Raw genomic sequence first — 19,116 nt, forward strand, 5'->3', positions numbered from 1 at the left:
ATTGCTTCAGGGAAACAAAACCGGAACTTTCGGGCCCGTGCAAGGGGCATTTACGGTGCTATCCGATCCGGGTTGCGGTCATGCGATACGTGCCGATCTGCCAGTCTGATTCGGTGTCGGGCCGATAGTCCACACGCATCTCGAACCGGTCTGCCGTAATGTTGGAATAGGTGAAGCGCACCTCGCCCTGATCCACCTGGAAGAGTTCACCGCGCTGGATGAAGCTGACACTCCCTTCGCTGATCGTGACATCCCGCCATTTGCGATTACCCAGCGTGTTGTGGGAAATGCCGCGCCATTCGCCGCTCGACGGTTCAAGGACGTAGAGTGTGATGTCCTCGAAATAGCGGATGTCAAAAGGGCTACCCGTGTCGGCCGAGTCTGGCACGCTTTGGGTTCGCACCATCACGGATGGTGTGTCACTGCCTCGAAAGGCACGCTCGCCGGTTAGAACCCCCGAATTGCGAGACCAGCTGCCATCCTCGAGCGGAATGCCGCCTTCGGTCCTCCACACGCCCAGAAAGAAGTCGAGCGCATGTCGTGTGTCGGTGCGGCTCTCCTGTGCCCAGGCCGGCGCGCCAAGGCTCATGGCAAGGAAAAGCGTGATCAGGACGTATCTCATACCGGCCTCTCGTGACGTAACCCCGGAACAGGTGAGTCGGTAGTGTCCGGTTCGGCAAGCGCATTGGGACGAGTGCGGCGAGGCGAGGGATGAAGGCGGTCAGGCGATTGCCCGGAGCCGGTCATTCAGTCGCGCTGATAGACCCGGTCGAAGCGAATGCCGAGGCGGACCAGGAATTCATACGAGATCGTGGCGGCCGCCTGCGCGATTTCGTCGAGATGCTCGCCCAGAAAGCTGATGCAGTCGCCCGGTTCCACGGCAGCGTCGATGGCGCTGAGGTCGACGGCGATGAGATCCATCGAAACCCGGCCCAGAATGGGGGTGCGGATGGCGCCGAAATAGCCGGCCCCGCCCTGGGCACTGGCCCAGAGCAGACCGTCCGCATAGCCCGCCGCAACCGTTGCAATCCGCATGGGACGGTCGGCCTGCCAGGTCGCGCCATAGCCCAGCGTGTCACCCGCCCTGAGGTCGCGGATTTGCAGGATCGGGGCGTCGACTCGAACGACCGGTTCGAAGGGCGAGGTTTCGCCCGGGGCCGGATTGCCGCCATAAAGGGCCAAGCCCGGCCGCAGGACGTCGAAGTGATAATCCGGCCCGAGAAGCACGCCGGCGGAATTGGCCAGGCTGGCCGGGATATCCGGAAAGGCCGCGCGAATGCGGGCAAAGCGGGCTTGCTGCTGCGCATTCTGGGGATGGGCAGGGTCATCGCCGCAAGCGAGATGGCTCATGATCTGTCGCACATCCAGCCCATCAAGGCGGGAGGGATCGGCAATCAGTGTTTCGGTCTCATTGCTGTCGAGGCCGAGCCGGTTCATGCCGGTGTCCAGATGGATGGCACAGGGCAGGTCCGGCGCGTGCGCGCGCAAACTGTCCAGCTGCGCCAGCGTGTTCACAACCGGGATCAGGCGCGCCGCGCGCAGGGCCGGCAATTCCGACGGCCAGAATCCGTTGAAGACATAAATCTCCGCCACATGATCGCCGAGCGCTTCGCGGGCTTCGACCCCTTCGGCGGTGTGAGCGGTGTAGAAATGCCGACAGCCAACTTCGGCCAGGGCCGGGACGACTTCGGTCGCGCCCAGCGCATAGGCATTGGCTTTCACAACGGCGCCGACCTGGGCGTCCGGCGCAAGCGCCTGCAGGCGCGCGTAATTGCGTTGGATCGCGGCGAGGCTGATGATCAGGCGCGGTGCCGGATGAGCCAGGCCCGAGGCCGGCATGGGCTCACTCGTGCGGGTCGTCAAAACGGGTTTCCAGATCGGTAAACTTGGTCAGCATGCCGTCGAAGGCGAGCTTCGCGGTGCCGATCGGACCGTGACGCTGCTTGCCGATAATGACTTCGGCGACGCGTTCGATGCGGCGGAACTCCTCTTCCCAGGCCAGGTATTCCGGCGTGTCCTCACGCGGCTTTTCGCGCTCCTTGTAGTAGGCTTCGCGATACACGAAGAGCACCACGTCGGCGTCCTGCTCGATCGAGCCGGATTCACGCAGATCGGACAATTGCGGCTTCTTGTCTTCCCGGTTCTCGACCTGGCGGGAGAGCTGGGAGAGGGCGATCACCGGGACCGACAATTCCTTGGCCAGTGCCTTGAGGTTCTGCGTCACCTCGGAGACCTCTTCCACACGTGAGCCGCCATTGCCGGCCTTGGTCGAGGTGATGAGCTGGAGATAGTCGACCACGATCAGGTCAAGGCCATGCGTCCGCTTCAGGCGTCGCGCCCGGGCGGCGAGGGCGGAAATGGGCAGGCCACCCGTGTCATCGATAAAGAGCGGCAGGCCCTGGATTTCCAGCACACCGTCGCGGATTTCCTCATACTGGGTCGCGTCGATCGTGCCCTGGCGGATCATGTAGCCGGGAATGGAGGTATGGTCGGCAATCAGACGCGTGGCGAGCTGCTCGGCCGACATTTCCAGCGAGTAGAAGCCCACGACACCGCCCTTTGTGGTCTTCTTCGTACCATCCGGCTGGGTCTCGTACTCATAAGCCTTGGCCACATTGAACGCGATATTGGTGGCCAGTGAAGTTTTGCCCATGGACGGGCGACCGGCCAGAATGATGAGGTCAGACGGGTGCATGCCGCCCAGCTTGCGATCAAGCTCCATAAGGCCGGAGGAAATCCCGGCCAGGCCGCCATCACGTTCATAGGCCGCCGCGGCAGACTCGACGGACTCGGTTAGCGCCTGCTTGAAGGAAACGAAGCCGCGTGAGGCAGAGCCTTCCTCGGCCAGGTTGAAGAGCTTCTGCTCGATTGCCTGGATCAGCTCGCGGGCATGGACATCGGTGTCCGCCGTTGCCGAATTGGACAGGTCATTGCCGATCCGGATCAGTTCGCGGCGCAGGGCCAGTTCATAGATGATCTTGGCATATTCGACGGCGGCATTGCCGGTCGCGGCGCCTTCCATCAGGACGGCGAGATAGGTGGTCCCGCCAATATCCTTCAGCCCGTCATCGCGGTCGAAATGGCTTTTCAGGACGACCGCATCGGCCAGCGAGCCGCGCCCGATCAGGTCGGTCGCAGTCTCGAAGATGCGGCCATGCACCGGATCATAGAAATGCTCGACCTTCAGCCAGTCGGCGACCCGGTGATACATCTCATTGTCATACAGCAGCGCCCCCAGGAAGGCCTGTTCGGCATCGAGATTGTGCGGGGCCGAATCCAGCTCGGCGACGGAGGATTCGTCTTCGTAGGGCAGGAGCGCTGTGGTCATGGCTCTGGGATACTAAAGGCGGGCCGGGGATACACCCCCCTGAAACCGCGCAGGCTGTCATTGCCCACAGTTGAATGGGCGTGCTGTGGACAAGTGTGGATAACTTGCCAGCGCCCGACACCGGACCCGACCAAAGAAAAAGGGCGGACCTTGCGGCCCGCCCGTTTCCCGTAAAAGCATTGAAGCATCCAAAGCTTAGGCTTCGGTTTCTTCGCTTTCCTCTTCGCCGGTCGCGGCCTCTTCTTCGCCTTCGCGTTGGGCAGCCAGTTCCTGGCCTTCCTCGCTGGCTTCGAAGAGTTCGGCCGCCTGGGCTTCGGCGATGGCGCGATCTTCATCGGCCTGGGCCGCGATCACGTCTTCACCGGCCGCCTGGCGTTCGGCTTCGTCCTGCGAGCGGGCGATGTTGATCGTCACGGTCACGGAGACGTCAGCGTGCAGCTTGATTTTCAGCTCGTGCAGACCAAGCGTTTTGATCGGCGCGTTCAGAGCAACCTGCGAGCGGACAACCTTGGTGCCGCTTTCCGAAACGGTCTCGGCGATGTCACGCGAGGTGACAGAACCGTAGAGCTGACCACTTTCGCCGGCCTGACGGATCATGATGAAGCTTTCGCCATCGATCGTCTTGCCGGATTCGGCGGCTTCCGCTGCCCGTTCGGCATTGCGCTTTTCGAGGAGCTCGCGCTCGACTTCAAAGCGGGCCATATTGGCTTCGGTTGCGCGCAGCGCCTTGCCTTGCGGCAGGAGGAAGTTGCGGGCGAAGCCGGGGCGGACCGTCACGACGTCACCGATGACGCCGAGATTTTCCACGCGTTCAAGAAGAACCAGTTTCATTGTTCAGTCCTCCTCAATCGACCACATAGGGGAGCAGGGCCAGCTGGCGGGCGCGCTTGATCGCACGGGCCAGTTCACGCTGCTTCTTGGCCGACACCGCGGTGATGCGGGACGGGACGATCTTGCCACGCTCGGACATGTAGCGAAGCAGGAGCTTGGGGTCCTTGAAATCGATCGCCGGTGCATTCTCACCGGAGAAAGGGCAGACCTTGCGGCGACGCATGAACGGACGGCGCGCCGGCAGATTCGAGATATTGCCTGAAGACATCGTTCGTTCTCCTAGTTCCGCTCGCGACGACCGCGGCGATCATCCTTTTTTGTGAGGATGGCCGACGGCTCTTCGGTGTGGGCTTCAACGCGCAGGGTCATGTAGCGGATGACGTCTTCCGACAGACGCTGCAGGCGCTCCAGCTCGTCGATCACGTCAGCCGGGGCGTCGATGTCGATGAGGCCGTAATGGCCCTTGCGGGATTTGTTGATGCGGTAAGCAAGATTGCGCAGACCCCAGTATTCGGTCTTGCCGGCCTTGCCGCCCTTTTCTTCGATAAGGGCTTTGGTCTCTTCAAGAAGAGATTCCATCTGCGCCGGCGAAACGTCCGGGCGCACGATGAAGATGTGCTCGTAAAGTGCCATGATGGCTCCCTTCGATAGCGGTTGCGGCGCAGACCATGCCGAAGGGTCGGGCAGGTCTGCGGCGGCTCTCCAATTCGGATGAAACACCATGCTTCAACGCCATGAACGGGAGACCGCAACCAAGCGAAGCGCGGGCCATAGCCCATACCGCCTGCATGTGCAAGCCGCATGAGCCCTTGCGCCCGGCCCGTGACAGGCGCTAGTCAGCCCCCAACACAAATCTTCATGGGGGAGGGAACGCCATGAAATTCGCTTTTGTCTTTCCCGGACAGGGCAGTCAGGCCGTCGGCATGGCGCAGGAACTGGCCGGACAGTTTGCCTCGGCCCGGGCTGTGCTTGACGAGGTCGATGCCGCGCTGGACCAGAAACTCGGCGCGCTGATGGCCGAAGGGCCGATCGAGACCCTCACCCTGACCGAGAATGCCCAGCCGGCGCTGATGGCCTCGAGCCTTGCCGTGATGGCGGTGCTGGAGCGTGAGTTTGACGTAAAGGTCAATACCGCCGACTTCGTGGCCGGTCACAGTCTTGGCGAGTATTCAGCCTTGGCGGCGGCGGGCGCCCTGTCCATCTCGGATGCGGCCAAATTGCTCAAACTGCGTGGTCTGGCCATGCAGAAGGCCGTGCCGGTCGGCGAGGGTACGATGGCGGCGCTTCTGGGCGCGGACGAAGAGCTTGCTGCTGCTGCCGTCTCGGCGGGTGAAGCTGCCGGCGTGTGCGCGATTGCCAATGACAATGCACCCGGCCAGATCGTGATCTCCGGTTCCACGGCTGCCATCGATGCGGCGATCGCCAAGGCCGGCGAGTTGGGCCTGAAGAAGGCAATGAAGCTGCCCGTATCCGCGCCCTTCCATTGCCCGATGATGCAGGCCGCCGCAGACGCCATGGCTGAAGCGCTCGCTGCTGCGACCATCAATGCGCCTTCGGTGCCGGTTGTCGCCAATGTCACCGCGCGGCCGACCGATGATGTCGAGACGATCCGCAAGCAATTGGTCGAGCAGGTCACCGGCCGTGTCCGCTGGCGTGAAAGCGTTTTGTGGATGGTCGAGGAAGCCGGCATTACGACGCTCGCGGAAGCGGGCTCCGGCAAGGTGCTCTCGACCATGCTCAAGCGCACGACCAAGGAGGCGACCGGCGTCCCGCTCAACACGGCGGCGGATCTGGAAGCCTTCGCGGCCAGCCTCAAGGCGGAGGTCTGAGGCTTGAGCGAAGGTGAGCCCAGGGCCTATTCCAGGGGCGCGATCCTGGATCGCTTGCGCCAGGCGCGAAAGTCGCGCGAAGGCGAGATCGTGTGGTTGGGCTGGGGGCTTGATGCCGCTGCGATCTTTGTCCTGATCGCCTTTGGCTGGACTTTGGGCTCAATTCTCGTCTTCGTGGGCGCGCGCGTCGCGGTCCGGGTGCCGACGCTGATCGGCTGGGGTTATCTGGCCGCGCTTGTGGGTTTCATCGTCGTGCCAATGCTGTTTCTGTTCTTTAATACGCCCTGAGTGGAGGGAAATCGAATGTTCGATCTGACTGGCAAGAATGCCCTCGTGACCGGTGCCACCGGCGGGCTGGGCAATGCGATTGCGCGCAAGCTGCACGCCCAGGGCGCCACTGTGGCGCTGTCCGGCACCCGCGAAAACGTGCTGCAGGACCTGGCCGATGATCTGGGCGAACGCGTCCATGTGCTGCCGTGCAACCTGTCGGATGGCGCCGCCGTGGACGCGCTGCCGAAACAGGCGGCCGAAGCGATGGGCTCGATGGATATCCTGGTCGCCAATGCCGGCATCACCAAGGACCAGCTCCTCATGCGCATGAAGGATGAGGACTGGGACACGGTCATCAAGGTCAATCTGGAAAGTTATTTCCGTCTGACCCGTGCGGCCCTGCGCGGCATGATGAAGGCGCGGTGGGGCCGGATTGTCGGCATCACCTCCGTGGTCGGCGTTACCGGTAATCCGGGCCAGGCCAATTATTGCGCCTCCAAGGCGGGCATGATCGGCTTCTCCAAGTCGCTGGCCCAGGAAGTCGCCGCCCGCGGCGTCACCGTGAATTGCGTCGCACCCGGTTTCATCGCCTCGCCGATGACCGATGTGCTCAATGAGGATCAACGCGCGACCATCCTGGCCAAGATTCCGGCTGGTGATCTGGGCTCGGGCGATGATATTGCCAATGCTGTTGTTTATCTTGCCAGTGCAGAGGCCGGTTACGTCACCGGTCAGACGCTGCACGTGAATGGTGGCATGGCGATGATTTAACTGCCGAACTTGAACCTGCGGGTATGGTTTCCCATTCTGGTCTTGCCAGGGGAAACATGCTAACTGCCCGCGCATCCCGGGAATGGCCCACTGTTTCGCCGCTTCCCGTCCTGTCCTGCACCGCTATTATGGCGCGGTGAATCACTATGAGGGTCTGAAATGTCTGACGTTCTCGAGCGCGTTACCAAAATTGTCATTGAGCATCTTGATGTCGAGGCCGAAAAGGTCACCGACAAAGCCAGCTTCATCGACGATCTGGGCGCCGACTCCCTGGATAATGTCGAACTCGTTATGGCGTTCGAAGAAGAATTCGACATCGAAATTCCGGATGACGCTGCCGAGCACATCCAGACGGTCGGTGATGCCGTGAAATTCATCTCCGAGAAGGTGGGCTAACACCCCCTCATGCGCCGCGTCGTCGTCACCGGTATCGGGCTCGTCACGCCGCTGGGCTGCGGGCGGGAAGTCGTTTGGGAACGTCTTCTCGCCGGTCAGTCCGGTCTGGGCTCCATCGAGCATTTCGAGACGGAGGATCTGGCTTGCCGTGTGGCAGGGCTGGTCCCGCGCAAGGACGGACGTGGCGGCGGACGCGCTGGCGAGGCCGGGGTCTTTGACCCCGACACCGTCATGAGCCCGCGCGATCAGCGCCGGGTGGATGATTTCATCCTCTACGGAATCGCGGCGGCCGATGAGGCCATCGCCGATTCAGGCTGGGTCCCGCAGTCCGAAGAGGACAAATACCGGGCCGGCGTCATGATCGGGTCGGGCATTGGTGGCCTGGAGACCACTTATGACGCCTCGATCCTGCTTCACGAGAAGGGGCCGCGCCGCCTCTCTCCCTTTGTCATTCCAGGCATGCTGATCAATCTCGCCTCTGGCCAGGTTTCGATCAAGCATGGTCTGAAAGGCCCCAATCACGCCGTCGTCACGGCTTGTTCCACCGGTGCCCACGCCATCGGCGACGCGGCCCGCCTGGTCTCGCGTGGCGATGCCGATCTGATGGTGGCCGGCGGCGCCGAAGCCACGGTCTGCCGTCTCGGCGTGGCGTCCTTCATCGCCTGCAAGGCGTTGTCCACAGGTTTCAACGACACGCCCGAGCGGGCCTCGCGCCCTTATGACAAGGACCGCGACGGTTTTGTCATGGGCGAGGGGGCCGGCGTCGTCGTGCTGGAAGAATACGAGCATGCCAAGGCGCGTGGCGCGACCATCTATGCCGAGGTGAAGGGCTATGGCCTGTCCGGCGATGCCTATCACATTACCGCCCCGGCCGAGGATGGTGACGGCGGTTTCCGCTCCATGTCGGCTGCGCTTCGTGATGCCGGCCTGACGCCCGCGGATATCGACTACGTCAATGCGCACGGGACCTCGACCCCCAAGGGTGACGAGATCGAGCTGCGCGCGGTCGAGCGCCTGTTTGGGGAGGCGGCGGGGCATGCGGTCATGTCGTCGACCAAATCCGCGATTGGCCACCTTCTGGGAGCAGCTGGAGCTGTCGAGGCAATCTTCTCCATCCTGGCCATCCGGGACGGCCAGTGTCCGCCGACGCTCAATCTCGACAATCCGTCGGTCGAGACTGCGCTCAACCTGGCGCCGCTCAAGGCGGTGACGCGGCCGGTAAAGGCGGCGCTGTCAAACTCATTCGGATTCGGCGGCACCAATGCGTCCGTGGTATTTGTCGCGGCTGAGTAACGCGTTTTCGGGGATTTCATCATGAGCGACGCGCCTGCGCCCAAGGCCAAGGCCAAATCCGGCCTGCTCCGCATTCTTCTCTGGCTGGTCGTCGTGCTCTTGGTGCTCGCTCTCGCGGCGGCCGGAACCGTCTATGGCGGCTATAAATGGGTTCAGGCCGAGTTTGCTGCACCCGGTCCGGCCGCCGAGGAAACCGTTATCCTCCTGCCGCGCGGTGCCGGACTGATCTCGATTGCCAATCAGCTAGAGTCCGAAGGCCTGATCTCGGACCGCCGCATCTTTCGCGCGATGGTCACGTTGGATGGCGGTGAGGGCGTTTTGCGCGCGGGTGAATATCGCATTCCGGCGGGCGCTTCCATGGCGCAGATTTATGAGCAATTGCGGGTCGGCCAGACGGTGCAATACCCGGTCACCTTCGCCGAGGGCCTGACCAGTGCCATGATCGTCGACACGCTGAACGCGGTTGAGGTTCTGACGGGTGAGATTGCCGCCATCCCGGCGGAGGGCACCCTGCTCCCGGAAACCTATCTCGTTACCCGCGGGACGTCCCGCCAGGATGTTCTCGATCGCATGGCGGCCGCCCAAGACGCCCTGCTTGATGAGCTTTGGCAATCGCGTGCGGAAGACCTGCCAATCGAGACGCGTGAGGAGGCGATCATCCTCGCCTCGGTGGTCGAGAAGGAAACGGGCGTCGGTGCCGAACGCCCCGAGGTCGCCGCCGTCTTCGTCAATCGTCTGCGCCGCGGCATGCGTCTGGAGAGCGACCCGACCATTATCTACGGGATTTCGCAGGGGGAACCGCTCGGACGCGGTCTGCGGCGCTCGGAAATCGACAATGCCGAGAACGCCTGGAACACTTATCAGATCCCGCGTCTGCCACCGACGCCGATCGCCAATCCCGGCTCGGAATCAATCGCGGCGGTGCTGAATCCGGCCGAGAGTAGCGCGCTCTTCTTTGTCGCCGACGGGACAGGCGGGCATGCCTTTGCCGATACTTATGCCGAGCACCTGCGCAATGTCGCGAACTGGCGCCGTATCGAGCGTCAGCGGCGCAATGGGGGCAATTGAGATGGGCGTCCTGTCGGGCATGACCGGGTTTGCGCGGACGGACGGCCAGGTGCCGGGCTGGCGCTGGACCTGGGAAGCTCGCAGCGTCAATGGCAAGGGGCTGGAAGCACGTTTCCGCTTGCCGACCGGCTTCGAGCGGCTGGAAGTGAAGGCCCGGGAGCAGGCCAAGGCCCGTTTCACCCGCGGCAATGTCAATGCCACGCTCAATCTGCGTCGCGAAACCGAGGCGAGTGGCGCGCGGATCGATATGGCGCGCCTGCGCAGCCTGCTCGATCAGGCCGCTCCGCTTCTGGAAAGCGGTGAGGTGACGCGGCCGTCTCTCGACGGCCTGCTTGCCCTGCCGGGCATGATCGATAGTGAGCAGGCTGATGATGCCGATGACAGCAAGGCCCTCGACGCGGCTTTGCTGGATAGTCTGGGCTCGGCGCTTGATGCGCTGGTGGCAGCGCGGCGCGAGGAGGGCAAGTCCCTTGCCGCAGTCCTGTCCGGTCATATGGACGACATCGCGCGCCTGACTTTCGACGCGACCAGCCATGCTGCCACCCGAACCGACGCCATTCGCGACCGCGTGGCCGCCAAGTTCGCTGAGCTTCTCCCCGAGGGGCTGGAGGCTGACCGCCTCGCCACCGAGGCGGCCGCACTGGCGGTGAAGCTGGACGTGCGCGAGGAGCTCGACCGCCTGGACGCCCATATCATTGCGGCGCGGGAGCTGCTTGCCCAGGGCTCGCCCGTTGGCCGCAAGCTCGACTTCCTGTCACAGGAGTTTAATCGCGAGGCGAACACTCTATGCTCGAAGTCCGCCGATTCTTCGCTGACCGCGATCGGGCTTTCGCTCAAGAACACGGTCGACCAGTTCAGGGAGCAAATACAGAATGTCGAGTGACGGCTATAACGCGCCTATCTTTCGTGGCCGTCGCCGCGGTGTTCTGCTCGCCCTGTCGAGCCCGTCCGGGGCCGGCAAAACGACGCTCTCCAAGCGCCTGCTGAGCCAGAATCCCGACGTCGTCCTGTCCGTATCCGCGACCACGCGCAAGCCGCGTCCGGGCGAGGTTGATGGTCAGGACTACCACTTCATCTCGGTTGACGAGTTCAAGGCCAAGATCGAGGATGATGAATTCTTCGAATGGGCCGAGGTCTTCGGGCGCTATTATGGCACGCCGAAATCACCCGTCATGGAGGCGGTCGAGGATGGCCGTGACGTGGTTTTCGATATCGACTGGCAGGGTGCCCAGGCGCTGGCGGCGGCCGCGCCGGAGGATGCCGTGCGCGTCTTCATCCTGCCGCCGTCATTGGCTTTGCTGGAAGACCGTTTGCGCAAGCGCGGGCAGGACAGCCCGGATATCATCAAGGACCGCATGGCGCGGGCCAAGGACGAGATTTCACATTGGCATGAATACGACTATGTCATCGTCAATGATGATTTCGCGCGGGCGCTGGAGAAGCTAAACGAAATTCTCCACGCTGAACGCCTCAAGCGCCAGCGCCATCCCTGGCTGGAAGAATTCGTCGACGCCATCATGGACCAATAGGTCCGGCGCGCCTCAGGCGCGGGCCGCTTGATAAGCGGTGCGCCAAGCAATCGCCAGCGTCTGAAATCCAGGAATATCAATAACTTCAGCGCGCGCGCCGGGGTCGATTCCGGCTGCTTCGAGCAGCGCATCGGCGCTGGTCGACGCCTGACCGGCCGCCTGGGCGAGGCTGCGGCGCAAGGTCTTGCGGCGCTGGCCGAAGGCCGAGGCGGTGATCCGTTCCAGCGCGATCACATCCTTGAACTGCTGCGTCTCCGGCAGCGGATCGAGCACTACGACTGCTGATTCGACCTTGGGCGGCGGGGTGAAGGCGCGGGCCGGTATTTTCAGGGCGAGGCGTGCCTGGCAGCGCGACTGGGCGATCACGGCTAGCCGGCCATAGGCCTTGTCGCCCGGCTGGGCGACAACGCGGTCGGCGACTTCGCGTTGGAACATCAGCACGGCCCGTCGCCACCAGATCGGCTCGGCCTGCAGCCATTTGATAAGCAATTGGGTGCCGACATTATACGGCAGGTTGGACAGGATGACCTTGTCGCCCGGGCCGGTCAGAAGGTCGGTTTCATCAACCTCCAGCGCATCGGCCTGCTCGACTGTCAAACGTCCACCCGACGCGGCATTGATCTCGGCCAAGGCATCGAGGAAGCGCGAATCCTTCTCCACGGCCAGCAGGGATCCGGCACCTTCCGCGAGAATGGCGCGGGTCAGCCCGCCCGGACCGGGGCCGACCTCGATTGCCTGGTCCCGGCTCATATCACCGGCGAGGCGGGCGATCTTGGCGGTCAGGTTGAGGTCGAGGAGGAAATGTTGCCCGAAGGCCTTCTTGGCGCCGAGATCATGGCTGGTGATGACATCACGCAGCGGCGGCAGGTCGTCGAGGCTCATCCCCGGCACTCCGCGATCGCGCAAGCCTGGTCGAGGGCTGCCAGAAGACTGTCCGGCCGGGCTTCGCCCCGTCCGGCAATATTGAAGGCCGTGCCGTGATCGGGCGAGGTTCGCACAATGGGCAGGCCGAGCGTGATGTTCACGCCGCCATGGAAATCGAGGGTCTTCACAGGGATCAGGCCTTGGTCATGATAGAGGCAGATTGCGGCGTCATAGTCGGCGCGTGCCTCGGCATGGAACATGGTGTCCGGCGGCAGCGCGTCGGTAATGTCCACTCCGTCCGCACGAAGACGCTCGGCCAGCGGGTCGAGTATATCGCGCTCCTCCTCACCCAGGGCCCCACCTTCGCCAGCGTGTGGGTTGAGGCCGGCCAGGGCCAGGCGCGGCTGCGCAATCCCGAAGTCCCGCTGCAGCGCTGCATGGCAGAGGCGAGCGATGGATTCGACCCGTTCAGGCGTGATCAACGAGATGGCGCGCGCGAGCGGCTCGTGGATTGTCACGAGAACGACCCGCAACCCGCCGCCGGCGAGCATCATGGCCGGGCCGCGCGGGGTCTGCATCGGGTGCTCGGCGCACAGTTCGGCGAGAAACTCGGTATGACCTGGAAAGCTGAAGCCCGCATCATACATGACGGCTTTCGCGATGGGCGCCGTCACGAGCGCGCGAGCCTGGTCGTCCAGGCAGAGCCGGACGCCGGTTTCGATTGCAGCCTTGATACAGGCGGCATTGGCAGCGTCCGGCTTACCGGGGGTGGCGGGCGCATCCAGATTGATGCCCACTTCAAAGACAGGGAGGCCGCCTGGCTGTGTATCTGCGGCGGCCGATGGCGTACCGACGACGCGCGGAGTCGGCAGTCCCAGTGCGTGGGCCGTCGTCTCGAAGGCGGCGGGATCGCCTAGCGCAAGCAGAGGCGGAACGCCGGCGCGGTCGCGCCAGATGGTCCATGCCTTGAGGATGATCTCGGGGCCGATACCGGCCGGATCACCCATCGACACGACGACGGGTGATGGGTGGGTCATCAGTTACGAATCTCGACCGTGGAGTCGCGGCGCAGGTCACGCAGCCAGCGGCGCGAGAGCAGCGATAATTGCTGTCCCCGCAATTGGCCTTCCAGGTCGTCGCGGGTCGGAACGCCCGGACCGGCGATGGTCCGGTCACAGACAATCAGGGCCTGCAGGCCGCTGCCCGATTGCATAACGCCGGTATTCTCGCCTTCATCCAGCGGCTGGAGCGCATCGCGCACGGCCGGCAGGACGGCCTCGGCTGAAATACTGCCGAGCGGGGTATAGATCGCACCATTGATGCGCCCGGCCACGGTCTCCGCCTGTGAACAGGTCGGGTTGTCTGCCAGTTCGCGTTGGAAATTCGTGCGTGTGGCGTCGGTGACTGCGCTGGTCGGGACCGAGATCTGGACCAGGTCATATTGCAGCGTGGTCGTGCCGTCGCGAGCGCCGACGAGGGCGATGACCATGAAACCGCCGGGCACCTCGATCGGGTTCGACAGGGCACCGCGACCACCGCTTTGCTGATATTGTTGGCGCATTTGCGGCATGATGGCCGCAACTTCCGGCTGGAGTTCCGAAGCGGTAATCCAGCCAATATCGCCGCCATTGGCCGCAGACGGAGCGTCGGAGAACTGGCGGGCCAATTCCGGGAAGGTCGCACCCTGCTGGAGCTGGTTCATGACGGTAATGACGCGCTGGACAGTTTGTTCTTCCTGACCAGCGGCGGGCACTTCGAAGAGCATTTCAAAGATGCGATATTGCGGTTGGGAGGCGCTGGCGGCGAGGCGTTCGAGCGCAAGCTCGATCTGCTGCTCGGAAATCCGGATGCGCGAGCCATAACGACCATTGACGATGATCTGCCAGGCAATCTCTGCTTCCAGCTGATGGCGAAGCGTCGAGACATCTACACCGGAATTGCGCAGGTCCTGCACGATGACGTCGACCGTCGTATTATTGCGGTCCGCCAGATCGAGCAGGGAGTTGGTTATTTCTTCGTCTGAAACCTCAATCTCGTAATCGGCAGCAGCCTGCAGCTGGAGGTGCTCATCGATCAGGCCGCGCATGGCCTGGTCCTGGATTCGCACCAGCGTGGCTTCGTCGATTTGCGACATGCCGGTCGACGCGATGATGAGGCGCATCCGGTTACGCACATCGACCGTGGTAATCGGTTCGTCATTGACCAGTGCGGCCACGCCTTCGGTGGTCTGGGCGTACGCGGACGCGGTACCCAGAGTCAGGGCGCAGGCAAGCAGGGAAAGGACAATTCGTTTGGCGCAGGTCATCAGCAATCGCATATCGGTTCGGCGCGGAACATTACCCAAACTCGGCCGCGGCGCAATCGCCGGACACTGTAGAGCAGGTGATTGTAACTTAATCGGGCGCCACACTTCCCAAGGTGAAGAGCGTAACACGGAATTGGATCGACTCGGATGGTCCCAGATCACGGATTCCCAGGATTTCTCGCTGATACACAATATCAAATTGCGCGCAGTCATCCTCAAACCGGATTCCAAAATCCTGACGCCGGGTAACTTCACTATCAAGATCACGCAATACGCGGCCAATCGCACTCCAGTTTCCAGCGATGGCAAGCTCGAAATTCATCGCCAATTCGCGCTGGGCGCCTTGGGTTACGTTGACATCGCTGATATCGAGATAGCGAACGGCGGTCGATAAGCGCTCGCCGGTATAGCCGAGTTCCACGCTCAGTCGGTTGCTGGCATAGGTATCGGGATCGATCCGGGCGGACACTTCCGCGTCGAAATCGGCGATCTCGATGGAGCCGGCGACAACATAATCCGACTGGTCGGCCAAGAGCCCGCTGGAGGCATTGAAAACCGGCGATCCATCGAGCCGGTTGCTTTGGCCGATGAAGAGTCGGGCTTGCCCGGTTTCACCCCAATACGCGGTGGTACGGACGCCGTAGCTCAGGCGCTGACCGTCCTCCCATAGATCGAAGCCGGGCGCGCGGACGGGTTGGAAGAGCATGCTCTCGTCAAGGTCGATCGAGAGGCTGTCCTCGTTGATGACTCGAGCCGCGTCTTCGTCGTCGGACGCTGCGATAAGGGACACGACCGGTTCGACAATCATGTCGACAGAGTCGCCAGCGCGGAAAAAGGGCCAGCTGACGTCGGCTCCCGCAAGGCCGAGCGCGCGATTGACCGTGTTCGACGTTCCGGCCTGTGCGTCCTCGAACCGGTAGGCATCTGTGCGCGCGTAAACAAAGGGTGAGACAAGGACGCCGCCCGGTGTGGTCCAGCGTGTGCGCCAGTCTACGCTGGCTGTTGCCCTGTCATAATTGACGCCCACGTCACGCCGCAGGCTCGTTGCATCGATACTGGTTTCGATACGGCCCCAGGACTCCGGCGCCGTAAAGACACGCGTATAGCTCGCGATCGGGGCGACGGTCGGGACGATATCATCGTCGGCATCGGTCGCGAGTGTCTGGAATTCGGCAAAGGCAATCAGGCCTGCCGAATTCTGTGTCCGTCCATCTACATAGAGCTGACTGACGAGCTGGCGACGCTGCGGTGTGATCGGAGCGCCACGATCCTTGTCTTCCTCACTGAAGTCATAGCGTCGAAGGTGGAGATTGTCCGAAGCCCGCTGTACGCCGAATCCCCAGCGCCAGTCCGGATTGATCGCCCATTCGCCGCCACCGAAGACGTGCCAGCGATCCGCTTCCTCGCCAAAGAGTTCCCCATCACTGTCGATGTCGAGTTCGCGCGTAAAGCTGGCTTCCAATTCCACGAATCCTGACCAGAAGCGCTTGCGGTATTCGCCATAGATTAGCGGGTTCACATTGCCCATGACGCGTGGTGCGATGATCAGGTCCTGGGACGGCGATATCGTCCAGTAATAGGGCTGCTGGTAGGTGAAGCCCAATCGGGACGAAACGCCTACTTTCGGGAAAAGGAAGCCGGAGCGGCGCTCGGATGACGGGTCGGCATGGGCGAAAACCGGAGCGTAGAGGACCGGGACGCCGCCGATTTCCAAGCGTGCGCCCCGATAGTAGATCATCTGCTCTTCAGCGTCCTGAACAACCTCGCGAGCGCGCAAGCGCCAGGTTGGTGCGCCTTCGCCATCTTCACACAGCTCGCAGGCTGTATAGTAGGCGTCTTCCAGCTGAAGGGAGCCATTTTCCCGGCGAATCGCGGTTGCGGCCGCCACCCGCCCCCTGTTCTCAAGCATGGTTGCAAACCCAAGCGCCACACCCGTAGCCAATTGGCTGTCGAGCTCTACCTCGTCGGCGTATTGAGCGAAGGGGCCCTGACCCAGAATGATGACATGCCCCCGGGCCACGACCCGGTTCTGATCCGGGTGGTACTCGATCTCGTCTGCGAGCAGCGTGCGCGGATCCTGCCGCACACGGACATTGCCCCGAGCGATATATCCGGTACCGCCCTCAATGTCCTGGATCTGATCGGCCTCCAGATAAATCGGTGCGTTTTCAGTGGCACCGACCTGGCCCAAAGCTGGTGCCGTCAGGGCGAGTGCCGATGTACTCAGCAAGATTGCCGCTAGGCGGCGAAATTGCGACGCCATCCGCGTCACTCCTTCTGGTCTCCCGGCCCCCGCAGGCGGGTCTTGTTTATGACTAGCCGAAGCCGGCGGCGGCGTCCACGCCGTCAACCGTCTTCGGTCGAGGCGATATAAATGAGTGCGAGCAAGGCCGTTAGCGCAGGCGCCGACCAGGCTGCGGTGGCTGGCGGCAGGGCACCGGAAATGCCGAACGAGCTCAGCATCTCCTGAAAGAAGAACATCACGAAGCCGGCAATGCCCCCCGCCATCGCAAACGCAGCGGCGCCGCCCAGGCGGTGAAGGCGGAGCGTCGCGGCTGCGGCGATCAGAGTGGCGGCCAGAAGGGTGAGCGGTAGGGCCAGGAGCCCGTGCAGCCGCAATTCGTAGCGCCGGGTCGCGAGTCCGGCTTCCTGCGCGGAATTGATGAGGCGTGGCAGGTCCCAGAAGGCGACCCCATCGGCCGATCGTGCCCGCTCGAAGAGCGCCTGGCGATTGATCGATGTGGGCATGGTGATGGTGCCAAGCTCGAGGCGGGATGGCATCGGTGTCCGTTCCACCGCGCCTGTCACCTCCCAGAAACCTGATCGCAATTCGGCGGTCTCCGCATCGATCCGGCGCTCAAGCCGCGGTGTACCGTCATCGCTGGACGTAAACTGGAAGAAGACCGGATCCTGCAGGACTTGCCGTTGCTCCTCGAGCTGGGTCGCCGCGATGACCGTGAAGCCGTCCAGGTTGGCTTCGCGCAACCAGACAGGTTGTTCCATTCCCTCCACGCGCCGCACATTCATCAGGTTGTCGCGGCGCGCCTCGAACTCAGCGTTGAGATTCGCGGCAAGCGGGTTGAGGCCTGTCGCACCGATGATTCCGACCGTGACCGCGAGAATCATGGGCGCCGCCAGGATGCGCCAGCCGGAGACACCGGAAGCGCGCATCACAATCAATTCCGACGAGCGATTGAGGCGGAAGAGGGCCGTAAGCGTGCCGAACAGGAACACGAAGGGCAGCGTGCTTTCCAGCAAGGCGGGCGCCCGCAGCAGGGTCAGGCCCAGCAGGTCGAGTGTGGAAACATCGACCCGCGTGCCGACAGCCCGCGATTGCTCGACGAAATCGACCAGGATGATCACGGTAGCAATCGTCAGGAAGGCGAGCAGAAGCCCGCCGGCTGTCTGACTGGCCATATACCGGTTCAGGCGTCCGCCGATCATGCCGCGGCCTCGTTCGGCTGGGAGTATTCCGGTTTGGTCCGAGCGGGCCAGTAAATCACGGCGATCGCGCCGACCATGCCGAGAATGGGGACGAGATATTGGGCGATATTCATGGCCGCATCATCGGCACTTGCTGATTGCATCGCGAAGCCGATGAGGCGCAGCGTCAGCCCGGCGCCGACGGCGATTATAACACGCCGCCCATAGCCCATGCGTGAATGGTCTCCCGCGAGGAAGGCCGCGGCTGCGATCAGTGCGAATGCCAGATTGTACAGCGGCGCGGCGAGCCGGTAATGCGCCTCGGCCCAGGCCCGCTCCGGCCCGTTGGTCCGGGCGATCTCGGCGGCCGACGGCCACAGCAATTCATGCAGGAAACGATCGGACTCCTTGAAGAACATGGCGTCGACCGGTCCGACAAATTCGCCGAGGTCGAATTCATACCGATCGAAATTGGCGTAGTAGAGTTCGCCGGCCGAATCGATCTGCTGGAGATTGCCGTCGATCAGCACCATGGCGGAGCGGTCGCCGGAGCGCACGACCACCCCTTCGCGTGCAGAATAGGTCGAGGCCTCATCCTGGCCGCGGCTGTCATGGATCAGGATGTCCTGCATGCGGCCATCGCGACCGCGCTCGCGGGCATAGATCGTGACGCCCTGGCCGAGCTGGGAGAAGGCCCCCGGCGTCACGAGGCTGGCAGCGACGTCAGAGCGCAGATCATGCAGCGAGCGCCGCATTTCCCTGTAGGCCACCGGTTGGACGACCAAGTTCACAAGGAGATTGGCCAGCAGGACATAGACACCCAGTCGCATCACAGGCGAAAGCAGGCCAAAACGACTCACACCGGCCGCCGAAGCAATCACGGTCTCACTGTCATTTGTCAGCCGGTTGAGTCCGGACAGGACGGCAACAAAGAGGGCGATCGGGACCAGGAGGGCGGTGAGGTGAGGCAGCGCCAGCGCCGTGACCTTGATGAAGGTGAGCGCGGTTTCAGAATAGCCCGACACCAGGTCGACATTGGACAGGCTCTGCGTCAACAGGGCCAGCCCGGCGAAGGCCGCGGTCGCCGCCATGAATGGCCAGAGCAATTGATTGAAGAAGTACCGCTGAACGAGAATCATGAAGCCGGCTTGTGCTGCGCGTTCCGCCTTCTATCTCACGTCGTGATCGGATACCACTTCCGCGACACAA

Annotated in this window: 20 protein-coding genes; 8 read left to right on the top strand and 12 right to left on the bottom strand. The window is 62.9% G+C overall.

What is annotated here, in order from left to right; all coding sequences use genetic code 11:
- Window positions 1-58: 58 nt before the first annotated feature.
- The 6 genes from Q0X62_RS10030 to rpsF all read right to left on the bottom strand — a co-directional run bounded on the left by Q0X62_RS10030 (window position 59) and on the right by rpsF (window position 4,792).
- On the bottom strand, window positions 59-622 hold the full coding sequence (locus Q0X62_RS10030) for a hypothetical protein (protein WP_297734913.1): 564 nt from the start codon (window positions 620-622) through the stop codon (window positions 59-61).
- Between the two features lie 125 nt (window positions 623-747).
- Window positions 748-1,839 carry an alanine racemase gene (gene alr, locus Q0X62_RS10035; RefSeq protein ID WP_297734916.1) on the bottom strand — a complete coding sequence of 364 codons (1,092 nt, stop codon included), beginning with the start codon at window positions 1,837-1,839 and terminating at the stop codon, window positions 748-750.
- A gap of 4 nt (window positions 1,840-1,843) precedes the next feature.
- Window positions 1,844-3,328, bottom strand: a complete 1,485-nt coding sequence (locus tag Q0X62_RS10040; RefSeq protein ID WP_297734919.1) for a replicative DNA helicase — start codon at window positions 3,326-3,328, stop codon at window positions 1,844-1,846.
- A 195-nt stretch (window positions 3,329-3,523) separates the two neighbouring features.
- The gene (gene rplI, locus Q0X62_RS10045; RefSeq protein WP_297734923.1) at window positions 3,524-4,159 is read right to left on the bottom strand and encodes a 50S ribosomal protein L9; all 636 of its coding nucleotides are present in this window, start codon (window positions 4,157-4,159) and stop codon (window positions 3,524-3,526) included.
- 13 nt (window positions 4,160-4,172) lie between these two features.
- Window positions 4,173-4,427, bottom strand: coding sequence for a 30S ribosomal protein S18 (rpsR, locus tag Q0X62_RS10050; RefSeq protein ID WP_011643151.1), 255 nt, complete (start codon window positions 4,425-4,427; stop codon window positions 4,173-4,175).
- A gap of 11 nt (window positions 4,428-4,438) precedes the next feature.
- On the bottom strand, window positions 4,439-4,792 hold the full coding sequence (gene rpsF / locus Q0X62_RS10055; RefSeq protein ID WP_297734926.1) for a 30S ribosomal protein S6: 354 nt from the start codon (window positions 4,790-4,792) through the stop codon (window positions 4,439-4,441).
- Window positions 4,793-5,034: 242 nt separating this feature from the next.
- Here rpsF and fabD point away from each other — a divergent pair, with 242 nt between their 5' ends.
- The 8 genes from fabD (at window position 5,035) to gmk (ending at window position 11,315) form a co-directional block, all read left to right on the top strand.
- Window positions 5,035-5,988 carry an ACP S-malonyltransferase gene (fabD, locus tag Q0X62_RS10060; RefSeq protein WP_297734929.1) on the top strand — a complete coding sequence of 318 codons (954 nt, stop codon included), beginning with the start codon at window positions 5,035-5,037 and terminating at the stop codon, window positions 5,986-5,988.
- Window positions 5,989-5,991: 3 nt separating this feature from the next.
- Window positions 5,992-6,276 carry a hypothetical protein gene (locus tag Q0X62_RS10065; protein WP_297734932.1) on the top strand — a complete coding sequence of 95 codons (285 nt, stop codon included), beginning with the start codon at window positions 5,992-5,994 and terminating at the stop codon, window positions 6,274-6,276.
- A gap of 15 nt (window positions 6,277-6,291) precedes the next feature.
- A complete protein-coding gene (gene fabG / locus Q0X62_RS10070) occupies window positions 6,292-7,029 on the top strand; it encodes a 3-oxoacyl-[acyl-carrier-protein] reductase (protein WP_297734934.1) in 738 nt (245 codons plus the stop codon).
- A 159-nt stretch (window positions 7,030-7,188) separates the two neighbouring features.
- Window positions 7,189-7,425, top strand: coding sequence for an acyl carrier protein (locus tag Q0X62_RS10075; RefSeq protein WP_121212052.1), 237 nt, complete (start codon window positions 7,189-7,191; stop codon window positions 7,423-7,425).
- 9 nt (window positions 7,426-7,434) lie between these two features.
- On the top strand, window positions 7,435-8,718 hold the full coding sequence (gene fabF, locus Q0X62_RS10080) for a beta-ketoacyl-ACP synthase II (protein ID WP_297734939.1): 1,284 nt from the start codon (window positions 7,435-7,437) through the stop codon (window positions 8,716-8,718).
- A 21-nt stretch (window positions 8,719-8,739) separates the two neighbouring features.
- Window positions 8,740-9,786, top strand: coding sequence for an endolytic transglycosylase MltG (gene mltG / locus Q0X62_RS10085; protein WP_297734942.1), 1,047 nt, complete (start codon window positions 8,740-8,742; stop codon window positions 9,784-9,786).
- Between the two features lies 1 nt (window position 9,787).
- A complete protein-coding gene (locus tag Q0X62_RS10090; RefSeq protein ID WP_297734945.1) occupies window positions 9,788-10,669 on the top strand; it encodes a YicC/YloC family endoribonuclease in 882 nt (293 codons plus the stop codon).
- Complete coding sequence (gene gmk, locus Q0X62_RS10095) at window positions 10,659-11,315, top strand: guanylate kinase (protein WP_297734950.1); 657 nt, start codon at window positions 10,659-10,661, stop codon at window positions 11,313-11,315. Before Q0X62_RS10090 ends, gmk begins: the two co-directional genes overlap by 11 nt.
- Window positions 11,316-11,327: 12 nt before the next feature.
- Here the strand turns inward: gmk and rsmA are convergent, their stop codons facing one another.
- From rsmA to Q0X62_RS10125, 6 genes are all read right to left on the bottom strand, one after another.
- Window positions 11,328-12,197 (bottom strand): 16S rRNA (adenine(1518)-N(6)/adenine(1519)-N(6))-dimethyltransferase RsmA, encoded by an 870-nt coding sequence (gene rsmA, locus Q0X62_RS10100; RefSeq protein WP_297734953.1) that lies wholly within the window; start codon window positions 12,195-12,197, stop codon window positions 11,328-11,330.
- Complete coding sequence (gene pdxA, locus Q0X62_RS10105) at window positions 12,194-13,216, bottom strand: 4-hydroxythreonine-4-phosphate dehydrogenase PdxA (RefSeq protein ID WP_297734956.1); 1,023 nt, start codon at window positions 13,214-13,216, stop codon at window positions 12,194-12,196. Before pdxA ends, rsmA begins: the two co-directional genes overlap by 4 nt.
- Window positions 13,216-14,484, bottom strand: a complete 1,269-nt coding sequence (locus Q0X62_RS10110; protein ID WP_297734959.1) for a peptidylprolyl isomerase — start codon at window positions 14,482-14,484, stop codon at window positions 13,216-13,218. Before Q0X62_RS10110 ends, pdxA begins: the two co-directional genes overlap by 1 nt.
- Before the next feature lie 88 nt (window positions 14,485-14,572).
- Window positions 14,573-16,714 (bottom strand): LPS assembly protein LptD, encoded by a 2,142-nt coding sequence (gene lptD / locus Q0X62_RS10115; protein ID WP_297734962.1) that lies wholly within the window; start codon window positions 16,712-16,714, stop codon window positions 14,573-14,575.
- Window positions 16,715-16,830: 116 nt separating this feature from the next.
- Window positions 16,831-17,928 (bottom strand): LptF/LptG family permease, encoded by a 1,098-nt coding sequence (locus tag Q0X62_RS10120; RefSeq protein WP_297734965.1) that lies wholly within the window; start codon window positions 17,926-17,928, stop codon window positions 16,831-16,833.
- A complete protein-coding gene (locus Q0X62_RS10125) occupies window positions 17,925-19,046 on the bottom strand; it encodes an LptF/LptG family permease (RefSeq protein ID WP_297734969.1) in 1,122 nt (373 codons plus the stop codon). Before Q0X62_RS10125 ends, Q0X62_RS10120 begins: the two co-directional genes overlap by 4 nt.
- Window positions 19,047-19,116 lie beyond the last annotated feature (70 nt).

Source organism: uncultured Maricaulis sp. (genome assembly GCF_947259345.1).
In the GTDB taxonomy this organism is placed as follows: domain Bacteria; phylum Pseudomonadota; class Alphaproteobacteria; order Caulobacterales; family Maricaulaceae; genus Maricaulis.

What these genes read in the sequence shown, in the direction of transcription:
- Q0X62_RS10030 (WP_297734913.1), bottom strand. Translation starts at nt 622, where the DNA reads ATGAGATACGTCCTGATCACGCTTTTCCTTGCCATGAGCCTTGGCGCG.
- alr (WP_297734916.1), bottom strand. Translation starts at nt 1,839, where the DNA reads ATGCCGGCCTCGGGCCTGGCTCATCCGGCACCGCGCCTGATCATCAGC.
- Q0X62_RS10040 (WP_297734919.1), bottom strand. Translation starts at nt 3,328, where the DNA reads ATGACCACAGCGCTCCTGCCCTACGAAGACGAATCCTCCGTCGCCGAG.
- rplI (WP_297734923.1), bottom strand. Translation starts at nt 4,159, where the DNA reads ATGAAACTGGTTCTTCTTGAACGCGTGGAAAATCTCGGCGTCATCGGT.
- rpsR (WP_011643151.1), bottom strand. Translation starts at nt 4,427, where the DNA reads ATGTCTTCAGGCAATATCTCGAATCTGCCGGCGCGCCGTCCGTTCATG.
- rpsF (WP_297734926.1), bottom strand. Translation starts at nt 4,792, where the DNA reads ATGGCACTTTACGAGCACATCTTCATCGTGCGCCCGGACGTTTCGCCG.
- fabD (WP_297734929.1), top strand. Translation starts at nt 5,035, where the DNA reads ATGAAATTCGCTTTTGTCTTTCCCGGACAGGGCAGTCAGGCCGTCGGC.
- fabG (WP_297734934.1), top strand. Translation starts at nt 6,292, where the DNA reads ATGTTCGATCTGACTGGCAAGAATGCCCTCGTGACCGGTGCCACCGGC.
- Q0X62_RS10075 (WP_121212052.1), top strand. Translation starts at nt 7,189, where the DNA reads ATGTCTGACGTTCTCGAGCGCGTTACCAAAATTGTCATTGAGCATCTT.
- fabF (WP_297734939.1), top strand. Translation starts at nt 7,435, where the DNA reads ATGCGCCGCGTCGTCGTCACCGGTATCGGGCTCGTCACGCCGCTGGGC.
- mltG (WP_297734942.1), top strand. Translation starts at nt 8,740, where the DNA reads ATGAGCGACGCGCCTGCGCCCAAGGCCAAGGCCAAATCCGGCCTGCTC.
- Q0X62_RS10090 (WP_297734945.1), top strand. Translation starts at nt 9,788, where the DNA reads ATGGGCGTCCTGTCGGGCATGACCGGGTTTGCGCGGACGGACGGCCAG.
- gmk (WP_297734950.1), top strand. Translation starts at nt 10,659, where the DNA reads ATGTCGAGTGACGGCTATAACGCGCCTATCTTTCGTGGCCGTCGCCGC.
- rsmA (WP_297734953.1), bottom strand. Translation starts at nt 12,197, where the DNA reads ATGAGCCTCGACGACCTGCCGCCGCTGCGTGATGTCATCACCAGCCAT.
- pdxA (WP_297734956.1), bottom strand. Translation starts at nt 13,216, where the DNA reads ATGACCCACCCATCACCCGTCGTCGTGTCGATGGGTGATCCGGCCGGT.
- Q0X62_RS10110 (WP_297734959.1), bottom strand. Translation starts at nt 14,484, where the DNA reads ATGACCTGCGCCAAACGAATTGTCCTTTCCCTGCTTGCCTGCGCCCTG.
- Q0X62_RS10120 (WP_297734965.1), bottom strand. Translation starts at nt 17,928, where the DNA reads ATGATCGGCGGACGCCTGAACCGGTATATGGCCAGTCAGACAGCCGGC.
- Q0X62_RS10125 (WP_297734969.1), bottom strand. Translation starts at nt 19,046, where the DNA reads ATGATTCTCGTTCAGCGGTACTTCTTCAATCAATTGCTCTGGCCATTC.